We start from the raw sequence: 18,760 nt of genomic DNA, 5'->3' as shown, positions 1-18,760 counted from the left end.
GTCTCTCCTTATTTGAAGCTGTTTCCGCTTTTTCGGTCAAAAATGGAATAGGCGGCTGCCGTCCTCCCGTATCCGACCGCGTCCTCCAGCCATCCGAACTCTTCATTGAGGGAAGGGAAGCAGCCCGATACGGGTCCGCTTTTCGGGTTTTCTTTCTTGATGGAACAACCCGTTTGGCTGTTTCCATCCGGGTTTTCCATCTTGATGGAAGATCCCGTGTGCTTGTTTCCATCCGGGTTTTCCATCTTGATGGAAGAACCCGTTTGGTTGTCCTCTACCGGGTTTTCCATCTTGATGGAACAACCCGTTTGGTTGTTTCCATCCGGGTTTTCCATCTTGATGGAACAACCCGTGTGGTTGTCCTCTCCCGGGTTTTCCATCTTGATGGAACAACCCGTTTGGTTGTTTCCATCCGGGTTTTCCATCTTCAGCAACCGGGTTTCCTCCATCAGCTGCCTGTAGCGGCGCGGTGAAGTTCCAATCAGCTGTTTGAACATCCGCGAGAAATAAGGGCCCGTCAAGCCGACCTCGCTGGCGATGTCCCGCACCGGCAGCGTGCTTTCTTCCAGCAGCTTGCGGGCATGCTCCATCTTGCGCTGGTTCACGTATTGAATCGGCGTGAAGCCGGTGAAGCTGCGGAACAAGGAAATGAAATAGTTCGGATGCAAATACATCTGCCTGGCAAGGTCGTCGACCGACAGATTCTCGGCCGGATGCTGTTCGATATATTCGAGAATTTCGGAAAATAGGCTCAGCTCGGATGCGACCGCGGCGCTTGAATGCCCTTCCAGCCCTCTTTGCAGGTAAACGGCGATGAGCTCCATAATGATGGCTCTCGCCCTCAGCTCGTCCGTGATGTTCCCGGACAAGGAGATCAGGCGCCGGTATCGCGCTTCGAGCTGATCAGGCTCGTCCACGGCTGCCGACAAGGGAAGCTGCAAGGACTTGAAAAACTCCGTGCTGCCGGCATCCAGCTCGAATCTCACCCAATAGCAGCGGAATGGAACGCCTTTGTCGACGGTATAAGTATGCTTGCTTCCCGGAGGGATGCAGTACATGTGTCCGGGACCGGCCTGTAAGCACCCATCGGACGCATTCAAGCTCACGGAGCCTGTAATCGGCAGCGCGAGGCAGTGATGCCCCAGGCTCGAATTTTCTATGACGCTCCCCGGCTTCCATTCGCTTCGTGCAGCCATGGCATAGATGACCTGCATTTGCCGAAGCCGGGTCTGAAGGATTAGATTCATTGGTTTATCCATTGCTGATGCTCCCGGAACTCGTGTTGGGCCGTCAGGTCCATGAAGCTGTTCCATTTCTAATTATACGGAAATCTTCCTTGGAGTGGAATCATTCTAGGAAAGGAAACGTCTGACAGCGATGGCTGGCCGTCCTCCGAGACGCTATAATGGAACCGATAAGGAGGAATGCGCATGCGCCTGATCGGCCTGGCTGCCTTTGCCGCCGCACTTGTGCTCCTGTTGTCCGGATGCGGGTCCTCCGGAAGCGGCGGCACGGGCTCCGCCCTGCAGGGACCGAAAGAAACCGTCACGCTGTACAAGTCGCATTGCCTTTCCTGCCACGGAGCGGATCTCAAGGGCAGGATGGGCCCCGACACGGATATTCATGATGCGGGAAGCCGCCTTGCGCCGGAGCGGATCGCGGAGCAGATCGGCAGCGGCGGGAGCCTGATGCCTCCCTTCAAGGACAAGCTCACTCCGGAGCAGATCGACAGCTTGACCCGATGGCTGAAAGACAAGAAATGACAAGAGAAAAAAGCCTGCCGCCCAAACGGGGCGGCAGGCTTTTTTCAATCTGAAACGCTGAGGAGGAGAGGTTAGACGCTCTCCAATACCGCAAAAGCGGAGGCAAGACCTCGCTCATGGGTGATGCTCACATGCAGCAGGGGCTGCCCATCGAGGCCGAGCGCCTGCAGCGTATGCGGCGACAGCCCGCAGACGGGCCTGCCCGTGGCGGAACGCAGCACGGAGATGTCGCGAAAGCCGCAGATGCTGCCGATGCCGCAGCCAAGCGCCTTGGAGACGGCTTCCTTGGCGGCGAAGCGGCCGGCGACGAACTCGGAGCGCCTGCGTCCCGCGAGCTCCTCCGCCTGCTCCCGCTCGGCCGGAGCGAGAATCCGCTCCTCGAAGCGCCGTCCGGACGTTCCGCCCAGAAGAGCCTCGATCCGGTCGACATCGCATAGGTCGTGGCCGATACCGATGATCATAAAGGCAGGGCTTGTCCTTAGATTCCCGGAATCGTCGTCCGCTTATGCTCGGTCTTCAAATACTGCTTCTCCAGCAGCTCGCGGACTTCGGGAGCCACTTCCCGTCCTTCGAGGTAGGCGCTGTTGTCGTCGTATTTGATGCCGAGCTCGTCTTCGTCCGTCTGGCCTTCCCACAAGCCTGCCGTAGGCGCCTTCTCCTGGACGCTGGCCGGAACGCCGAGCACGGCCGCCAGCTGGCGGACCTGATGCTTGTTCAGCGTGCTGAGCGGCGTGATGTCGACCGCTCCGTCGCCCCACTTGGTATAGAAGCCGGTAATCGCTTCGGAAGCATGGTCCGTGCCGACGACGAGCAGGTTCAGCTCTCCCGCCAGCGCGTACTGGGCCACCATGCGCGTGCGCGCCTTGATGTTGCCTTTGACGCCGCGGTTCACGTGACGGGACATGCCGATGGATTTGAGCCCGTGCTCCACTTCAAGCGCAATCTCGTCGACAGCTTCCTGGATGTTGGTCTCCATGCGGTGAGTGAGCTGGAAGGCATCCGCGACCTCGTAGCTGTGCGAAATGTCGACTTGCTCGCCGTAAGGCTGGAACACGCCGAGAGTGATGTACTCCCGGCCGGATTCCTGCGACAGCTCGTCGGTCGCTCTTTTGCACAGTCCCGCTGCGACAGCGCTGTCGATGCCGCCGCTGATGGCGATGAGCAGTCCCGAAGCGCCCGCTTTTTTCACGTAATCCTTCAGGAAATCCACCCTGCGGCGGATTTCCTGTTCCGGATCGATGCTTGGCTTGACGCCCAGCTTGGCAATGATTTCCTGCTGAAGACTCACGGGAATTCCTCCTGGCTTAAGGGAAATGGATTAGCGGCAGAAACGGTCGAACGCGCTGGCGAGATCCGCGGAAATTTCAGCGGCGGAGCGGTTCTCGATCTGATGCCGTTCGATGAAATGCACAAGCTCGCCATCCTTGAGCAGGGCGATGGAAGGGGAAGACGGCGGGTACGGCGCGAAGTATTCGCGAGCCTTGGCTGTCGCTTCCTTGTCCTGCCCGGCGAAAACCGTGTACAGGTGATCCGGCGTGATGTCATGGTTCAGCGCGTCGGCAACGCCCGGACGGCATTGTCCGGCTGCGCAGCCGCAGACGGAGTTGATGACGACAAGCGTAGTGCCCTTGGCATCCGGAAGCTTCTCCTCCACTTCCTCGGGCGTGCGCAGCTCCTGGATTCCCAGACGGGTCAGCTCGTCGCGCATCGGTTGAACCATATCGAACATGTATCTTTCAAAAGACATTGACATCTTTGTTTACCACCTCTCGGAGAATAATGACCTTCTCCGCTATTATAGCGCATCCTGCGCCGATTGGGAAAACCCGCTGCAAGGCCTGCATGTACCACTTGCCAATAGGAAAAGGCCGCTCCGGCTGCCTCCATGCTCACAGCTCCGGAGCGGCCGGCAATCCCGGACGCCGGCGTTATTGTTCCTTGCCTGCATCCTCGTCGATGCCGCTCCGAACGTTGTGCTCCGGATGTCCGAAGCTGCCCGGACGCGGCTCGATGCCCTGCTCGAAATAGTCCCGGTTCTCCTCCGTCAGGAAGCCGATGTCCTTGAACGGATGCACCCATTCGTCCCCCGCCATTACGGACGGGTCCGTCTCCTCCGACCACTGCTCGAGAGGAGACGCTGCCGACACATAGTCGTGATCCCCGATCACGACTCCGTGCTCATTGACGAACGGCTCGCGGGGCCCGCGGCCTCTCTTGAATTCGGGGCGGAACTCCAGCTCGTAAGGATCGAGCTCCGGCCGGTCCTTGCCCGTCATGGAGTTAAATGGAAGGACGGTTGGGTCCGTCCAGCTTTTTGTCGTAACCGGACGATTCCGGGGACTTGCTGGAGCGGTTCTTGGCTGCGGCGCTCTCCTGCTGCAGCTTTTCCTTGGATTCGTTCTCGTTCTTGCTCATGGCATTCTCAGCTCCCGTCTCATGATGGGCAGCCCGCCTCAGGCCGGCCGCTTCGGCTTATGATGCATCAATCGATGCCGCGTTATGCCGTAGCGCCGCCGCTGTGGATGGAATCGGGAACTTCGAAGGTTATGATGAAGGAAGTGCCTTGACCCGGTACGGAGTGGACCTCGATCCTGCCGTTGTGGCGCTCCGCGATGCTGAGGCATAGCGGGAGACCGAGTCCGGTGCCGCGGGCCTTGGTCGTATAGAACGGCTCGAACAGCCGCTCTCTCTTGTCCTCCGGAATGCCTTCGCCCGTATCCTCGACCCTAAGCTCGATGCTTCCGCCGCTTTGCCGGGTGCTCAGCGTCAGAACCCCTTTCTCGCCCATCGCCTCCATGCCGTTGCGGGCCAGATTCAGGATCAGCTGCTTGATTTCCTTGTCATTGAGCTCCAGAAGCGGAATCGTCTCGGCAAAATCCAGCTCGATGGACTGTCCCCTCAGATTGGCGTCCGCCCACAAGAGAGGAAGAATCTCGTTGATGACGTGGTGCAGGGAACCGACCTCCTTGGCGATGACCCGGTTCTGGGCAAGCGAGAGGAAGTCGTTGATGATGGAGTTGGCCCGGTCAAGCTCCTCGATGATGATCCGGAAATATTCCTGCTGGCTGTCGGGGCTGCGCTCGCGCATCAGCTGGACGAATCCGCGTATGACAGCCATCGGATTGCGGATTTCATGCGTGATGCTCGCGGCCATCTGTCCGACGAGGCTGAGCCGCTCCATTTTGCTGAGCTCGTTGCGCAGCTGGTCGAGCTCGGAGATGTCCTGGATCATCATCGCTGCGCCCGCAGCGTCTCCCGCCTGCAGGTCCAGGATGGGGAAGGCTGTCAGCAGATAGACGCGGTCGCTCTCCTGATGGATCTGGGAGGGAACCGGAGTCCCGTTCAGAGCCGAATCAAAGAGGCTGCGGCAGCTGTCGTGATCGCGGAAAAAGGATTCATAGCCGATTCCCGCAAACTCCAGCTTGTCCCTGCCCTTCGTCGCTTGCCCGCTGAAACGTATTGCCGCATCATTGAGATGCGAAAGCCTGCCGTCACGATCTACGATGACGGTTCCCATGGACATCTGATCGACGAATTGCTGGAGCTTATGGACTTCGTTCATGTAATTGGAGGACATCCGCCTGAGCTGGATCTGCAGCTGATGATGCTCCACGACGCTGCTGATCGTATACAGCGTCAGCGCCGTCACGATTCCGTATATGCAGGCGATTCCGGCGAGAGTCGCAAGCCCGCCTTTCAGCCCGTCCGGCTCGTATGCCCTCAAATACCCTATGTATGTGCCGGCATAATAAAGAAACGCCAGCGCCAACAATATGAAGGTGATGCGCAGCTTGTCCTTCATCCGCGCCCGCTGGAACGGGCGGACCGTCAGGAGAATGATCGGGATGAACAAGCCGATGAAAAGAATGAAGCTGATTGTTTCGTACGGACTGTCCAGAATGGGGATTTGCAAGCCGCCATAAATCACGCTCAGTACCGCGACGGCCGGATAGCCGCCATACAGGGATCCCAGAAACAGAGGGAGCAAGCGCAAGTCGAGGTCAAATCCGTATTCGGTGCGGATGGACAGGGCAAAACATCCGGCAAGGGACAAGCCGTAGGCTGCGCAAAAGTAAGCGGCAGACTTCCGTTCGTGATTGATCCGGTACATCCACAGCTGGTACACAAATATCGGCAGCAAGGAAACGAATGCTTGCAAAATTAGTTTGTCCCACATCAGAGCACGAGTTTCCCCCTTCCGCACCTTCGATAACTCCGATTAAAGCACAGGTGGCGATATTTGACAATCGACGTTTGTAAGATTCTGGCTCATGCCGTCGATTTGAAGCATCTTCTTCATTTATTTGGGATAAAATGGATTTTTTCAAATGAATTGCGTCATGTCCATGGCCGTTTTCCAACTGATGCGGGAATCTGTTAGAATCAGTAAGAATCTGCGAACAGATTATTGATTACCCTGTCCGCATGCGGCAGAGAAGAAGGAGCTTTCATCAAGCTATGTCCAGCCATGAATTTTACGAAGTCATCGTCATCGGAGGCGGTCCTTCCGGCCTGATGGCCGCGGCGGCTGCCGGACACGCGGGAGCCGGCACGCTGCTGCTCGACAAGGGAAGCAAGCTCGGACGCAAGCTCGGCATATCCGGCGGAGGCCGGTGCAACGTCACGAACAACAAGGAGCCGGAAGAGCTGATCCGCTATATTCCCGGCAACGGGAAATTCCTGCACAGCGCTCTCTCCAGCTTCGGGAGCCGGGAAATCGCAGCCCTGTTCGAGGGACTCGGCATCCGACTGAAGGAAGAGGACAGAGGCCGGATGTTTCCTGTCTCCGACAAAGCCAAATCGGTCGTTGACGCCTTGATCCGCCATGTAAGCGAAGGCGGAGTCACCGTCCGCATGAACGAGAAGGTCGCCGGACTGCTGTTCAAGGACGGCAAGGTCAAAGGCATCAAGCTGACGGATGGCCGGACGATCCGGTCGAGAGCCGTAATCGTCGCCGCAGGGGGCAAATCCGTCCCCCATACGGGATCGACGGGAGACGCGTATCCATGGGCGGAGGACGCCGGGCATACCGTGACGGAGCTGTATCCGACCGAAGTTCCTCTCACCTCATCCGAGCCGTTCATCCGCAGCCGTGAGCTGCAAGGCCTCTCGCTCCGCGGAATCGTCATGACGGTGTGGAGCGCCAAGGGCAAGCGGCTGACCGAGCAGGAGGGCGACATGATCTTCACTCATTTCGGCCTGTCGGGTCCTGCGGCCCTCCGCTGCAGCCAGTACGTCGTCAAGGAAAGGAAAAAAACGTCCGGGCAGCCGGTCAGACTCACTCTGGATCTGTATCCGGACCGGTCGGCCGACGCCCTTTACGCCGAGCTGCTCGGACTTGCGGCAAGCGAGCCGAAGAAGGCGGTCAAAAACGTGCTGCCCGCCGTCATGCAGGACCGGATGGCGGAATATGCCCTTGCCCGAGCGGACATCAATCCCATGACGACCTACGACAATCTGAACAGAGCGGCATGGCTGGAGTTCGCGAGGCTGCTCAAGCAACTGCCCGTCATGGTGGACGGCACGCTCTCGATCGAGGAAGCCTTCGTTACCGGCGGGGGAGTCCATGTGAAGGAAATCAGCCCTGCCACCATGGAATCCAAGCTGCAGCAAGGCCTTTACTTTTGCGGAGAAGTGCTCGACATCCATGGCTTCACCGGAGGGTACAACATTACCGCCGCCTTCACGACCGGGTACCATGCCGGCCGCAGCGCTGCGGAAGCGGTGCTGCGGCAGCGCTGATTGGATTGAATCGCCAAAAAAGGCCGTTCCGCTCTCCGCCGCATTTCCGGGCGGAGAGCGGTGACGGCCTTTTTGGCTGTGCCTGACGGGATGTTTTAGTTCAGGTGATCGTTCATCGGCTCAGATGTGGACATCCCCCGAAAAATAGCTCAGCGCGTCGTCCTGTTCAGGAAAGGCTTCCTCGCCTTCCGCCGCTTCGTCTCGGTTGCGCAGGCCGGAATCGGCGCTGTCGCCGGGCAGGGAGGAATTCAGGGAGAAGCCCTCCTCCCAAGCGACCAGATCTTCATTGACCATATGCGCCGGAATCGTAATCGTGTCTTCCGGAACGTCCAGCTCGCCTCCATGGGCGAAGGCGATCTCAAGGGCGGACGTCAGGTCGTTGCCGTGGAGAGACAGGCGGATTTCCGCGTTATCCGCAGCGACGGCATCGTAGCCGAGCTCGCGAAGCGTCGATACGGCGACGGAAGCAGAGGCTGAATCCGTGAAGCGGAAGAGCAGGGAATGGTCATGGCGTTCGGTCATCGGGATCGGGTCTCCTTTTGGGTTGTTGCCGGGCAGCATTACGATAACCAATTGGCGATAAAAATATGAATGCTGGCCGCGATATCTCTCCGCATGGCCGGTCCAATCGTACCGTTCAGCCTGTTGTTCCCTGCCGATCCGGGTCCGCTGCAAAAAGCCGCCGTCCCGGAAGATCGTCTCTTCCAGTGCGGCGGCGATAGATTCGCTCAGCTTCTGAACGGCATGAGCGCCTCGCTCAATGACCGGGTCGCTCCGTACACCTGCTGGTATACCGGGAACAGCTGCTCATAAACATCGGCTGCAGCGGCATTCGGCTCGTATGTCCGGCCTCGGCGTACGAAAGCCGCGGCGCATTCCCGCAGATCGCCGTACCAGCCGCAGCCGGCGGCGGCCAGCATCGCAGCCCCCATGCCGGGTCCCTGCTCATTGGCCAGCGCCGTTACCGGCACCCGAAAGATATCCGCCTGGATCTGCAGCCACAGAGGATTGCGGGCGCCTCCTCCGATGGAGATGACGGCGCTCATCTCTTTCCCCGCCTCCCGGTACATATGAAGAGTCTCGTTCAAGGAGAAGGTGATTCCCTCCATGACGGCCCTCGCCATATGGGAGCGGCCATGCGAGCCGTCCAGCCCGATGAAGCTGGCTCGGATGGCTGCGTCCGCATGCGGAGTCCGCTCGCCCGCCAGGTAAGGCGCGAACAGCAGTCCGCCGGCGCCTGCCGGCACCTGATCCGCGCCTTCAAGCAGCTCCTCGTAAGGCAAGCCGCCCATCAGCCGGCGGAACCAGCTCATGGAATAACCGGCGGCAAGCGTTACGCCCATGGAGTAATAGGCGTCCTTCTCGCCATGGTTGAAGAAGTGGACCTTGCCGCCGTAATCGCGTCCGCGATCCGATTCGTAGGACAGCATGACGCCGGAGGTGCCGATGCTGCACAAGGCCTCCCCTTCCTGCAGGATGCCTGCGCCGATGGCGCCGCAGGCATTGTCCGCGCCGCCGGCGAATACGGCCAGCGACCCTCGCAGCCCTGCCTCCTCGGCCAGCTTCGGCAGCAGGGCTCCCGTCTGCTCGGAAGACTCTGCAAGCGGCGGGCACAGCGATGCTTCCAGCCCGAAGGCTTCCAGAATCTCCGCGCTCCATGCTCGCTCCGGCACGTTCAGCAGCAGAGTTCCGGCGGCGTCGGAGTAATCCATGTGGAGCGTTCCGCACAACCGGTAGCGGACGTAGTCCTTAGGCAGCAGGAACAGCGCCGCCTGCCCGAATATTTCCGGCTCCTGCTCGCGCACCCACAAAAGCTTGGGCAGCGTGAAACCTTCCAAAGCGGGATTGCGGGCAATGTCCAGCAGCTTGCCGCCGAGCTTGGCCTCAATTTCCCGGCACTGCGCCGTCGTGCGCGTATCGTTCCACAAAATGGCCGGCCGCAGCGGGCGATTGTCCTTGTCCAGCAGCACAAGGCCGTGCATCTGCCCGGAGAAGCTGATGCCTTCGACAACTCCGTCCCTCAAGGCATCGGAAGCTCCGAGCTCGCGCAGCACGGCCAGCGTCCCCTCGACCCACTGCTCCGGATCCTGCTCGCTCCAGCCGGCCTTCGGGCTATGCAGCGGGTATTCGCGGGAAGCCTCCGCCGCTACATTCCCTTCCCGGTCGACCAGCAGCGCCTTGACGCTGCTGGTTCCCAGATCGATGCCGATGACGTACTCAGACACGGAAAATCACTTCGTTCAGCTTCGCTTTGATCGCTTCCAGACGTCCGGAGGCGTTGACGATCGGATTGTTCTGGAGCGCATACTGCTCCAGCGAGGCCAGCGTCGCCCGGCCCGATACGATCTCGGCGCCGATGCCTTCTCCGAAGCTGGCGTAACGATCCTCCACGACTTTGTCGAGAACCTTGTCCTCGATCAGCTTGGCGGCTGCCTTCAGCCCCCATGCGAAGCTGTCCATGCCGGCGATATGGCCGAGGAACAGATCGTCCAGCTCGAAGGAGCCGCGGCGGACCTTGGCATCGAAGTTGACGCCGCCGCGTCCGAGGCCGCCTGCCTTGAGCACCTCGTACATCGTCAGCGTCGTGCTGTACAGGTCGGTCGGGAATTCGTCGGTATCCCAGCCGAGCAGCAGGTCGCCCTGGTTGGCGTCCAGCGAGCCGAGCGCGCCGTTGATCGCCGCGACGCGGACCTCATGCTCGAACGTATGGCCGGCCAGAGTCGCATGGTTCGCCTCCAGGTTCAGCTTGAAGCGGTCCTTCAGGCCGTACTTCTGCAGGAAAGAGAGCGTCGTCGCGGCATCGAAGTCGTATTGATGCTTGGAAGGCTCCTTCGGCTTCGGCTCGATCAGGAACTGGGCGTCGAAGCCGATCTCATCGGCATAGGCGATCGCCATCTGGTACAGGCGGGCGAGGTTGTCGAGCTCCAGCTCCACATCGGTATTGAGGAGCGTCTCGTACCCTTCGCGGCCGCCCCAGAAGACGTAGTTCTCGGCTCCGAGCTCTTTGCCGATTTCCAGGCTTTTCTTCAGCTGAGCTCCCGCATACGCGTATACCTGCGCGTTCGGGGCCGTTCCGGCGCCGTGCGTGAAGCGCGGGTTGGTGAACATGTTCGCGGTGTTCCAGAGAAGCTTGCGGCCGCTCGATTTCATGCCGTCTTTCAGCAGGGCGACGATGACGTCGAGGTTTTTGTTCGTTTCCTGGAGCGTGTCGCCTTCCGGAGCGATATCCCGGTCGTGGAAGCAGAAGAACGGCAGATCCAGCTTATCCATGAACTCGAAGTTCGCTTCCGCGCGCGCCTTGGCGCGGTCCAGGCCGGAGAATTTGTCCCACGGGCGAACCGCTGTGCCGGAGCCGAACGGATCGGAGCCGTCGGCTACGTACGTATGCCAGTAAGCGACGGCGAAGCGCAGATGCTCGGCCATCGTTTTGCCCAGCACGACCTCATTTGCGTTGTAATGCCGGAAAGCGAGCGGATTGTCCGTGTCCCTGCCTTCGTAGCGAATGCTGCCGATTCCATCAAAATATCCCATGAATGATTGCCTCCCCGAATACGGAAATGTAAACGCTCTACAGAATCTAATTTACCATCGTTCAACTTAGTTTGTCTACTAAACAAACTAAGTTATTTTTGTTATACTGAAACGGAATCCCATCCAGCAGGATTTGTTTCCCCTCTCATCCGATATATACTTGTCTGGATCAGCAACCGGCCGCAGGCCGCCATATAGAAGGAGAGCTGCACCTATGAAACCGACTACCGCCACCGGAGATCCGGCGATGATCCGGCGCATCAATACGGGCATTGCGCTCGAAGCCGTGCTGAAGCATGCCCCCTTGTCCAGAGCGGCAATATCCGAGAAGACCGGCCTCAACAAAGCGACGGTATCCTCCCTCGTGCAGGATCTGCTGGACCAGCAGCTCGTCCTCGAAACCGGACAAGGACAATCGAGCGGCGGCCGCAAGCCGGTCATGCTTGTGTTCAACAAGCGGGCCGGACATACGATCGGCGTCGACGTCGGGGCGAACTACATCCTCGGCGTGCTGACCGATCTGGAAGGCGCTGTCCTCAAGGAAATCAGGCGTCCCCATGAAGCCCGGTCGGCGGCTTCCATCATGAAGCTGCTGTTCGCGCTCATCGAGGAGCTTGCAGCCGCCGCCGAAGCAAGCCCCTACGGCCTCGTAGGCATCGGGATCGGCCTTCCCGGCATCGTGGACGAGACTGGAGCCCTGCTGTTCGCCCCGAATATGGACTGGGAGCCTACCGAAGTGGCCCGGCTGACGGAAGCCCGCTTCGGCGTGCCGGTGCGGGTCGACAACGAAGCCAACTTCGGCGCCCTCGGGGAGCAGGTATTCGGAGCGGGCTCGGGCATCCGTCATCTCGTCTACGTCAGCGCGGGCATCGGCATCGGGACGGGCCTCGTGCTGGACGGCAAGCTGTACCGCGGCTTCACCGGACACTCCGGCGAGCTCGGGCATCTCTCCGTCGATTATGCCGGCCCGCCTTGCCGCTGCGGCAACCGGGGCTGCTGGGAGCTGTACGCCTCGGAGCAAGCGCTGCTGGACAACGCCCTTCCTCTAGGATGCCGCACGCTGGATGAGATTCTGGAAAAAGCCAATGCAGGCGACAAGGCGATCATCGACGTCCTGGAGCGCACCGGGGCTATGCTTGGAGTCGGAATCGCGACCATCGCCAATGTCTTCAATCCGGAAGCGGTGCTCATCGGGAACCGGCTGAGCCGGGCGAAACGCTGGCTCGAAGGCCCGCTTGCCCGCGAGCTGGAGAGCCGCGCGCTCCCTTACCACCGCAGCCGCCTGCGCGTCCTGTTCGCGGAGCTTGGCGATGCGTCGGCCGTGAGAGGAGCCGCGCACTTGGCCGCAAGCGCCTTTTTGGACCGGGTCAAAGCCGGCAGGACCCAGCTTCTTTCCACCCATTGAGATTCGTGTCCGGCGAACATCGTCGTTCCCGATGATCAAGCCGCTGGTTTCCTGAAATTCCAACAATTTAAAGAGGCTGTTCCCTGCGTCGACGAGATGACGAAGGGAACAGCCTCTTTTTTTAGTGCCTTTACACCGGCTTGACGAACAGCGAGTAGAGCAGCACCACCAGGATGAGGAGAGGAGCGACGTAGCGCAGCGCGACCATCCACGCCCTGTACCAGAAGCCCGCAAGGCCGGCTTCTTCCCCGGCCCGCTTCCAGGCATAACCGGTGAACAAGGTGACGACGAGTCCCCCGATCGGCATGAGCAGATAGGCGGTGGAGAAGTCGAACCAGTCGAACACGGTTTTGCCGAAGATGAGGAAGCCGCTCAGGGAGCCCGTCACGGACAGCGCCGCCGGAATCCCAAGCACAAAGCAGACGGAAGCTACGATCGAGGCGGCCTTCCGGCGAGACCATTTCCACTGGGTCATGGCGAAGGCTACCGGCACTTCAAGGATGGATACGGCCGATGTCAGCGCCGCGATGGCCAGCAGGATGAAGAACAATCCACCGAAGAAGGCGCCGAACGGCATCTGCGAGAAAGCGGCCGGCAGCGCCATGAACGCGAGCCCGACGCCTTTGTCCGGCTGCAGCCCGTACGAAAAGACGGTCGGGAAGATGATCAGGCCGGCGATGAAGGCATACCCGAGATCGCCGATGCCGATCGCGATCGTCGCCTTGCCGAGCGATTGCTCTTTTTTTACGTAGGAGCCGTAGGTCAGCATGCATCCCATGCCCAGAGACAGGGAGAAGAAGGCATGTCCGAGAGCGACCAGCACGGATTCGCTGTCCAGCTTGGCGAAGTCCGGCTTCAGGAAAAACTCTACGCCTTCGGCGGCGCCCGGCAGCGTAAGCGAACGGGCCATCAGAACGAGCAGGATGATCAGGAAGCCGGGAATCAGAATTTTGTTGAATTTCTCGATGCCGCCCGATATGCCTCTAGCCACGACATACCCGCAGATGAGCATCACGACGGCTTGCCAGAAGACCGGCAGGAGGCCGCCGGCGAAATCGTTGAAATGCGCTTCGTAGTCCATCCCCTTGTGCGAAAGGCCGCCCGTAAGGGAATCGAGCGTATATTGGAACGTCCAGCCTGCCACGACGGCATAATAGGACATGATCAGGAAGGCTGTCAGAACGGACAAGGCGCCGAACCATTTCCAATACTTGTTGCCGGTCAGATTGAACAGCGACGTCGCCGCGTTGCCCCGGCCGCCGCGTCCGATCGTCATCTCGGCGAGCAGGACGGGCAAGCCGACCACAATCAGGCAAACGATGAACAGGAGGAAGAAAGCCGCCCCTCCATGCTCTCCGGTAATGTACGGAAATTTCCACATGTTGCCCAGCCCGACCGAACTGCCGATCGCAGCCAGAATGAACCCTGACGAGGAGAAACGCTCAGCTTTTTTCAAGGAGCCGCCGGGGGAGTTGCTTGATGACTTGCTCATGGATGATTTGCCTCCAGCTTTTCATGTTGGTAAGAGATTATTAATTTATCGAAAAAACGCTTTAATGTCCAGAAGCAATTGGTCTCATCTTTTTCTAGGCCGATCAACCTTTCCCTTATCTGGTATAGAAAGAAGTCAAATGGAAAAAGGTAAGTCGGAACGAAGAGATGAACACAGGAAGGAAGTCCTACATAATGAGTTCCCCTACCGAAAACAACGATTCGAAGGATATCCTGACCAACAGGCAAGGCCATCCCGTTACCGACAACCAAAACATCCGTACCGTCGGAAGCCGCGGGCCGTCCACGCTGGAGAATTATCATTTCATTGAAAAGATTTCCCATTTCGACCGGGAAAAAATACCGGAGCGGATCGTGCATGCCCGAGGCGCCGGAGCCCACGGGTATTTCGAAGCGTATGGCAAGGCGGGCAGCGAAGCCGTATCCAAGTATACCCGCGCCAAGCTGTTCCAGGAGGCGGGCAAGCAGACGCCCGTATTCGTTCGCTTCTCGACGGTCGTGCACGGCGGCCATTCCCCGGAGACGTTCCGAGACCCTCGCGGCTTCGCCGTGAAATTCTATACCGAGGACGGCAATTGGGATCTCGTCGGCAACAACCTGAAAATCTTCTTCATCCGCGATCCGCTCAAATTCCCGGATATGGTGCATGCGTTCAAACCCGATCCGGTGACGAGCCTGGGCAACCCGGAGAGAATGTTCGACTTCGTCTCCAATTCCCCGGAAGCGACGCATATGATTACCTTTCTCTTTTCCCCTTGGGGTATCCCGGCCAATTACCGGCAAATGCAAGGCTCCGGCGTCAACACCTACAAATGGGTCAATGCGGAAGGAAAAGGCGTGCTCGTCAAGTACCACTGGGAGCCTCTGAAGGTCGGCATCAAAAACCTGACCCAGAAGGAAGCCGACGAAATCCAGGCCAAAAATACGAGCCATGCGACCCAGGATCTGTACGAGGCGATACAGCGCGGCGACTATCCGGAGTGGGAGCTGAACGTCCAGATTCTGAGCGACGACGAGCATCCCGAGCTCGACTTCGATCCGCTCGACCCGACCAAGCTATGGGACCAGGACAAGTTCCCCTTCCTTCCCGTCGGCAAAATGGTGCTGAACCGCAACCCGGACAACTACTTCGCCGAGGTGGAGCAGGCGGCCTTCGGAACCGGCGTGCTCGTCGACGGCCTCGACTTCTCCGACGACAAGCTGCTGCAGGGCCGCACGTTCTCGTATTCCGACACGCAGCGCTACCGGGTCGGCACGAACTACTTGCAGCTGCCGATCAACGCGCCGAAAACGACGGTCGCGACGAATCAGCGGGACGGCCAGATGGCGTTCAATGTCGACAAGGGACCGAATCAGAATCCCCATGTCAATTATGAGCCCTCCTCGCTTGGCGGACTGAAGGAAGCGGCCCCTGCGGGCAAGGAGCATGAGCCGATGTACCATGCCGCTCTGGTGCGGGAGAAGATATCCCGGCCGAACGACTTCAAGCAGGCCGGAGAGACGTACCGGAAGTTCGAGGAATGGGAGCGGGAGGAGCTCATCTCCAATCTCGTCGATGCGCTCAAGATCAGCGCGCCGGTCATCCAGCAGAACATGATCGCCCACTTCACCGAGGCGGATGCCGACTACGGCCGCCGCGTGGCGGAAGGGCTGGCCAAGGCGAAGGCCGACATGGAGCATATCGCATCGTCCGGCATGCGCGAGGGAGCGGAGAAGGCGGAGCGCTCCGGGCACAAGACAGACGGATACTGAAACAGAGCAAAGCGGCGGTCAGCCCGGCATGGAATGCCGGAAGAACCGCCGCTTCTTTTTTTGCGGATTGGATAGGGCCGAGGCCGGGCATCTGCTTTTTTTGCAGCTGCAATCGGCGCCATGCAAGCCGCTTCCTTGTTGGAACGGACTTGCAGGCTAGTTGGACTCTTTCTCGGCCGCCAGCTCGCGCAAGGCATCCTCCGACTGCTCGATTCGCTCCTGCAGCTGCGCATTCTGCCTCGTCAGCGTCTCGACCGTAGCCAGCAGCTCCTCCAGAGTAGCCGAGGATTGCTGCATGACGGCGGCGAAATTCTCCACCTGCTCCTCCACTTCCCTGCTGGAGGCGCCGACATTGTCCATCTCTCCGCCTACCGTGCTGGCATCCTCGTGCAGCCGCTGGACGGATTCGCCGATGCCCGCGAACGCGCTGCGCGTCAGGTCGACGAGCGCGAAGCTCTCCTCCATCCTCTGCACATTGGCGTCCATGGAGGAGGCCGAGCTTTCCGTGCGCACAGCCGCCAGGTCGAGGCTGGCCGTTATGCGCTCCGCGGCTTCGCCGGCGGTTACGGCAAGCTTGCGGATCTCGGAGGCGACGACGCCGAAGCCGGCACCGTGCTCCCCGGCCCGCGCAGCCTCGATGCTCGCATTGAGGGAAAGCAGGTTCGTCTGCCTGGCGACCTCCTGGATGGAGGCGGTCATAGGAAGGACATCCCGTATCGTCTCGCTCAGCTTCTCAAAATCGCTCTTTGACTCCTTCAAGCTGTCCTGGAAGCGCTGGATCGTATCCGTCAGCCGTTCCATGACTTCTCTGCCGCTCACGGACGCCTCTCTTGTCCGCTCGATGTTGCCGATCATCTCTCCCAGCGTACCCATCATGGTCGCGAGCTGGCTGGTGGAATCCGATACTTTGGACGCGATGTCGGAGATGGATTCGGCCTGGCTGTTCACGCCCGAGGACATTTCCTGGAAAGCGGTATTCATTTCCTGGAAGGAGGCCGCATTGTCATGGCCGTTCTGGCGTATTCCTTCCATCCCCTCGGAGAGGGTCCGCACGGACACCCGCATGACCTTGTCCCGCTGCCGTTCGCGCTCCAGAGTGCGCTCCGCCTCGAGCTGGAACCGGCTTACCCGCTTCAGGATGGAGCGGCCGATCTCGGATTGGCTGATCAGCAGGCCGGACACGATCAAGAAGTAGAACAGGAAGTAAACGAGATCATAGTCGACTTCGTTGCTGCCGGGATACATCGCGAACTTATAGACGACTAGTCCCGCCCCGCTGAGAGTGCCGTACAAGAGCGTGATTCGGCTGTTGTACATGACGCCGAGCGCCAGGAGGAAGAATGCGGGCAGCGCGGACAGCACGCTCCGGCTGTCGTATTGTACGGAGGTAATGGTCATGTAGCCGACTAGCGCGACGGTCATGTACGGAATGATCGGCTCCAGCCTGCGCAGGACATGCCCCGCCCATAACAAGACCAAGACGATGCCCGCAGGAATCAACAAAGCCTTCGTGTAAGCCGCTTCCGTATCGAATGAAGTCATCATGCCGGCAACAAGGGCGTAATAGATCGACAGGACGGCCAGGACGGCCGTACTGCGCCTTCTGCGATCGGAGTAGGCGAGGCTTTGCCGGTCCGCGGAAGGCCGGCCTGCAGGCATCTCCTGCTTTGGATTCTTTCCGTCGGCCTCCGTGTCCTTGCTGTTCAGGGAGCGGCTGCCCTGTTCTTTCGCTTGAATCGATTCCGGCTGTCTGAATGCCATCTGATTTCCCCCGTCTTCAATATCGATGCCAACTAAATGACAACATGTCGTAAGTACACATCGACATTTTCCAGACGGAGATTTAGGGCCAAAATCAAAAAATCGAAAACAAAAAGCGGGTCCGCAGACCCGCATCGTTCTAAAGATGGCTTATATCCGCCCCGCTGCCCACAGACTGGCCGATCGGATCAGCCGCTGCACCTGCCCGCTCTCGAACGAAGCCCGGTCATGGCCCGGCATCAGGACGGCGATTCGGCCTTCGCCGTAGCGCTGCACCCAGGCTGCGGGGTAGCAGCACCCGTCCAGCCAGTACTCCAGGATGACCTCTCGGTCCTTCGACCTGCTGAAGGAGTAGCGGTAAGGCTCGTCGGGGGAATCGAAGGGCTCGATATTCTGTACGATCGGATGCGCTCCGCCCTTGCCTACGACCGGTTCGAAGGAAAGGGTCTGATAAGGGGGATGTCCGAGAAACCGCGCTCCGATCATTTCCTCAAGCCGGGGGTCGGCTGCAAGAGAAATGCCGGAATGGATCAGAACGAGTCCTCCTCCTTGGCCGACAAAATTGATGATGCCCTTGGCTTGCTCCGGTGTGACGGGATCTTTCCAGCGGTCGGTATACGCGGCTATCAGGCCTGTTCCGGAAGCGGGGCTTTCGAGAACGCTGTAATCCTCCGTCGCTTCCGCGTCGAAATCATCCTTCAAGGCGCCGAGAATCGTTTCCTGAACGGCCTGCAAGGGATGATAAGAGGCGCCTGAGCCGTCTCCAAGCAGCACGGCGCCTCTTGCAGGCCGAGGCTTGACTCGCCCGGCAGCGATCTGCCTCCCTGTCAAGATGCCCATGCGAGGACTTCCGTCCCCCGTCATCCCTGTATCCGGCACATAGACTGTGCCTCCCCTTCCGACTTCGACAACCATGCCCTGTCTCTCCCTTCAGGTCAAATGGATGAAATAAAGCGATAAACGTTTAACGGATCTTTTATCTAATCTATTCCACTTTTTGAAGCAAATCCCTTCCCGTCCTCGTCCACATTTTGAAGCCGGTCCCTAAAGACGACAAACCGGCAGCCGGCCGCAGAGCGGTCATGCCCCTGCGGCGCTGCCGGTTTCCGCAAGGAACGCGGAAGCTCGAACAACAATACGGATTTTTACCCGCTTGGACGCGGGGCGAAACAGGATTCCGGTGCGCTGACCGAGAAATGGTCCCTGCGGCCGGCTTCAACCGCCGTATTCATGCACATACCTGCCATTCCAGCGAGGAGGAACGGAAATGGAACCGAAGTGGCTCCAATGGGGA

Annotated in this window: 16 protein-coding genes and 1 pseudogene; 4 read left to right on the top strand and 13 right to left on the bottom strand. The window is 59.5% G+C overall.

Going from position 1 to position 18,760, the window contains the following annotated elements; all coding sequences use genetic code 11:
- Positions 1-8: 8 nt before the first annotated feature.
- Positions 9-1,259 (bottom strand): helix-turn-helix domain-containing protein, encoded by a 1,251-nt coding sequence (locus VE23_RS22120; RefSeq protein ID WP_198156204.1) that lies wholly within the window; start codon positions 1,257-1,259, stop codon positions 9-11.
- A gap of 171 nt (positions 1,260-1,430) precedes the next feature.
- Between VE23_RS22120 and VE23_RS22115 the strand changes: the two genes are divergently transcribed.
- Positions 1,431-1,763, top strand: coding sequence for a c-type cytochrome (locus tag VE23_RS22115; protein ID WP_021878790.1), 333 nt, complete (start codon positions 1,431-1,433; stop codon positions 1,761-1,763).
- A gap of 71 nt (positions 1,764-1,834) precedes the next feature.
- Here the strand turns inward: VE23_RS22115 and acpS are convergent, their stop codons facing one another.
- The 6 genes from acpS to VE23_RS22090 form a co-directional block, all read right to left on the bottom strand.
- The gene (gene acpS, locus VE23_RS22110; protein ID WP_049869135.1) at positions 1,835-2,224 is read right to left on the bottom strand and encodes a holo-ACP synthase; all 390 of its coding nucleotides are present in this window, start codon (positions 2,222-2,224) and stop codon (positions 1,835-1,837) included.
- A gap of 17 nt (positions 2,225-2,241) precedes the next feature.
- Positions 2,242-3,051: an ammonia-dependent NAD(+) synthetase gene (gene nadE / locus VE23_RS22105; RefSeq protein ID WP_048747499.1), complete on the bottom strand. Its 810-nt coding sequence runs from the start codon at positions 3,049-3,051 to the stop codon at positions 2,242-2,244.
- A gap of 30 nt (positions 3,052-3,081) precedes the next feature.
- Positions 3,082-3,516, bottom strand: a complete 435-nt coding sequence (locus VE23_RS22100; RefSeq protein WP_021878793.1) for a BrxA/BrxB family bacilliredoxin — start codon at positions 3,514-3,516, stop codon at positions 3,082-3,084.
- A gap of 175 nt (positions 3,517-3,691) precedes the next feature.
- Complete coding sequence (locus VE23_RS22095) at positions 3,692-4,039, bottom strand: DUF3905 domain-containing protein (protein WP_049869134.1); 348 nt, start codon at positions 4,037-4,039, stop codon at positions 3,692-3,694.
- Between the two features lie 4 nt (positions 4,040-4,043).
- The gene (locus VE23_RS27670; RefSeq protein WP_269746003.1) at positions 4,044-4,178 is read right to left on the bottom strand and encodes a hypothetical protein; all 135 of its coding nucleotides are present in this window, start codon (positions 4,176-4,178) and stop codon (positions 4,044-4,046) included.
- An 82-nt stretch (positions 4,179-4,260) separates the two neighbouring features.
- The gene (locus VE23_RS22090) at positions 4,261-5,940 is read right to left on the bottom strand and encodes a two-component system sensor histidine kinase NtrB (RefSeq protein ID WP_069202511.1); all 1,680 of its coding nucleotides are present in this window, start codon (positions 5,938-5,940) and stop codon (positions 4,261-4,263) included.
- Positions 5,941-6,221: 281 nt separating this feature from the next.
- Here VE23_RS22090 and VE23_RS22085 point away from each other — a divergent pair, with 281 nt between their 5' ends.
- Positions 6,222-7,505: an NAD(P)/FAD-dependent oxidoreductase gene (locus VE23_RS22085; RefSeq protein ID WP_048747495.1), complete on the top strand. Its 1,284-nt coding sequence runs from the start codon at positions 6,222-6,224 to the stop codon at positions 7,503-7,505.
- Positions 7,506-7,625: 120 nt separating this feature from the next.
- On the opposite strand, the gene VE23_RS22080 is transcribed toward VE23_RS22085, so the two are convergent.
- The 3 genes from VE23_RS22080 to xylA all read right to left on the bottom strand — a co-directional run bounded on the left by VE23_RS22080 (position 7,626) and on the right by xylA (position 11,036).
- Positions 7,626-8,027: a hypothetical protein gene (locus VE23_RS22080; protein WP_048747493.1), complete on the bottom strand. Its 402-nt coding sequence runs from the start codon at positions 8,025-8,027 to the stop codon at positions 7,626-7,628.
- Between the two features lie 206 nt (positions 8,028-8,233).
- The gene (gene xylB / locus VE23_RS22075; RefSeq protein WP_021878799.1) at positions 8,234-9,730 is read right to left on the bottom strand and encodes a xylulokinase; all 1,497 of its coding nucleotides are present in this window, start codon (positions 9,728-9,730) and stop codon (positions 8,234-8,236) included.
- A complete protein-coding gene (gene xylA, locus VE23_RS22070; RefSeq protein ID WP_048747491.1) occupies positions 9,723-11,036 on the bottom strand; it encodes a xylose isomerase in 1,314 nt (437 codons plus the stop codon). Before xylA ends, xylB begins: the two co-directional genes overlap by 8 nt.
- Before the next feature lie 214 nt (positions 11,037-11,250).
- Here xylA and VE23_RS22065 point away from each other — a divergent pair, with 214 nt between their 5' ends.
- On the top strand, positions 11,251-12,441 hold the full coding sequence (locus tag VE23_RS22065) for an ROK family transcriptional regulator (protein ID WP_049869133.1): 1,191 nt from the start codon (positions 11,251-11,253) through the stop codon (positions 12,439-12,441).
- A 130-nt stretch (positions 12,442-12,571) separates the two neighbouring features.
- On the opposite strand, the gene VE23_RS22060 is transcribed toward VE23_RS22065, so the two are convergent.
- Complete coding sequence (locus VE23_RS22060) at positions 12,572-13,933, bottom strand: sodium-dependent transporter (RefSeq protein ID WP_049869132.1); 1,362 nt, start codon at positions 13,931-13,933, stop codon at positions 12,572-12,574.
- A 215-nt stretch (positions 13,934-14,148) separates the two neighbouring features.
- Here VE23_RS22060 and VE23_RS22055 point away from each other — a divergent pair.
- Positions 14,149-15,705 (top strand): annotated as a pseudogene (locus tag VE23_RS22055) (catalase); the annotation flags it as partial.
- A gap of 156 nt (positions 15,706-15,861) precedes the next feature.
- On the opposite strand, the gene VE23_RS22050 reads toward VE23_RS22055, so the two are convergent.
- Positions 15,862-17,466, bottom strand: coding sequence for a methyl-accepting chemotaxis protein (locus tag VE23_RS22050; protein ID WP_049869130.1), 1,605 nt, complete (start codon positions 17,464-17,466; stop codon positions 15,862-15,864).
- A 150-nt stretch (positions 17,467-17,616) separates the two neighbouring features.
- Positions 17,617-18,381 carry a ThuA domain-containing protein gene (locus VE23_RS22045; protein WP_021878806.1) on the bottom strand — a complete coding sequence of 255 codons (765 nt, stop codon included), beginning with the start codon at positions 18,379-18,381 and terminating at the stop codon, positions 17,617-17,619.
- Between the last annotated feature and the right edge of the window lie 379 nt (positions 18,382-18,760).

This window comes from Paenibacillus sp. D9, from assembly GCF_001188365.1.
GTDB lineage: Bacteria > Bacillota > Bacilli > Paenibacillales > Paenibacillaceae > Paenibacillus_O > Paenibacillus_O humicus.
This window is presented reverse-complemented; position numbering and strand designations above follow the sequence as displayed.

Excerpts from the sequence above, each read along its gene's own strand:
- VE23_RS22120 (WP_198156204.1), bottom strand. The coding sequence starts at position 1,259 with ATGGATAAACCAATGAATCTAATCCTTCAGACCCGGCTTCGGCAAATG.
- VE23_RS22115 (WP_021878790.1), top strand. The coding sequence starts at position 1,431 with ATGCGCCTGATCGGCCTGGCTGCCTTTGCCGCCGCACTTGTGCTCCTG.
- acpS (WP_049869135.1), bottom strand. The coding sequence starts at position 2,224 with ATGATCATCGGTATCGGCCACGACCTATGCGATGTCGACCGGATCGAG.
- VE23_RS22100 (WP_021878793.1), bottom strand. The coding sequence starts at position 3,516 with ATGTCAATGTCTTTTGAAAGATACATGTTCGATATGGTTCAACCGATG.
- VE23_RS22095 (WP_049869134.1), bottom strand. The coding sequence starts at position 4,039 with ATGACGGGCAAGGACCGGCCGGAGCTCGATCCTTACGAGCTGGAGTTC.
- VE23_RS27670 (WP_269746003.1), bottom strand. The coding sequence starts at position 4,178 with ATGAGCAAGAACGAGAACGAATCCAAGGAAAAGCTGCAGCAGGAGAGC.
- VE23_RS22090 (WP_069202511.1), bottom strand. The coding sequence starts at position 5,940 with ATGTGGGACAAACTAATTTTGCAAGCATTCGTTTCCTTGCTGCCGATA.
- VE23_RS22085 (WP_048747495.1), top strand. The coding sequence starts at position 6,222 with ATGTCCAGCCATGAATTTTACGAAGTCATCGTCATCGGAGGCGGTCCT.
- VE23_RS22080 (WP_048747493.1), bottom strand. The coding sequence starts at position 8,027 with ATGACCGAACGCCATGACCATTCCCTGCTCTTCCGCTTCACGGATTCA.
- xylA (WP_048747491.1), bottom strand. The coding sequence starts at position 11,036 with ATGGGATATTTTGATGGAATCGGCAGCATTCGCTACGAAGGCAGGGAC.
- VE23_RS22065 (WP_049869133.1), top strand. The coding sequence starts at position 11,251 with ATGAAACCGACTACCGCCACCGGAGATCCGGCGATGATCCGGCGCATC.
- VE23_RS22060 (WP_049869132.1), bottom strand. The coding sequence starts at position 13,933 with ATGAGCAAGTCATCAAGCAACTCCCCCGGCGGCTCCTTGAAAAAAGCT.
- VE23_RS22050 (WP_049869130.1), bottom strand. The coding sequence starts at position 17,466 with ATGGCATTCAGACAGCCGGAATCGATTCAAGCGAAAGAACAGGGCAGC.
- VE23_RS22045 (WP_021878806.1), bottom strand. The coding sequence starts at position 18,381 with ATGGTTGTCGAAGTCGGAAGGGGAGGCACAGTCTATGTGCCGGATACA.